The sequence below is a fragment of the Saccharothrix mutabilis subsp. mutabilis genome (genome assembly GCF_039521145.1).
In the GTDB taxonomy this organism is placed as follows: Bacteria; Actinomycetota; Actinomycetes; order Mycobacteriales; family Pseudonocardiaceae; genus Actinosynnema; species Actinosynnema mutabilis.
In genome coordinates, this window is sequence record NZ_BAAABU010000095.1 from 1 (window position 1) to 504 (window position 504).

At 59.3% G+C, this 504-nt stretch carries 1 protein-coding gene; it reads right to left on the reverse strand.

Annotated features, from left to right (window positions below; translation table 11 throughout):
- A partial coding sequence (locus ABD126_RS38740; protein ID WP_343944892.1) for a hypothetical protein occupies positions 1-504 on the reverse strand: 504 nt, incomplete at both ends.

Here is a 504-nt window from a genome sequence, read left to right on the forward strand (position 1 = left end):
CGTCAGGCTCGAAGAGACCGCTCTGGCGGTAATCGCTCATCTCGAGGTTGTCGATCATCCAGCGCTTGCCTTCGGTCTGCTCGACACGGAGGCTGACGGGACCGGCGGCATTGACGGTAAAGGTATATCGGGTATATGCCGACGATGTGACCGAACCGGTGCCGGCGGTGTTCCATGTCGTGCCTCCGTCGGCCGAATATCTGACAGCAAAGCTTACATCGCCGTCTTTGTTCCACACGGCCGCATAGAACGAGACTGTGCCGATGCCGGCGACGCGGTCTTCGTCAAGCTCGAGATAGCTCGACGCGGTCTTGCCGAAGCGGACCGACTGCTTGCCTTCATACTTACTGTCAGGAGTGATGCCGGCGTCGTGGAGGAACCATTTGGCCGCGGTGCCCTGCCAGCTCTTGTCGGTATAATTGTTGACGCCCTCGGTCTCGAAGTCCTCGAAGAAGGCTACGGGAGCGACTGCCGAGCCCGAGACTGTTACGTCGTCGTTGATAT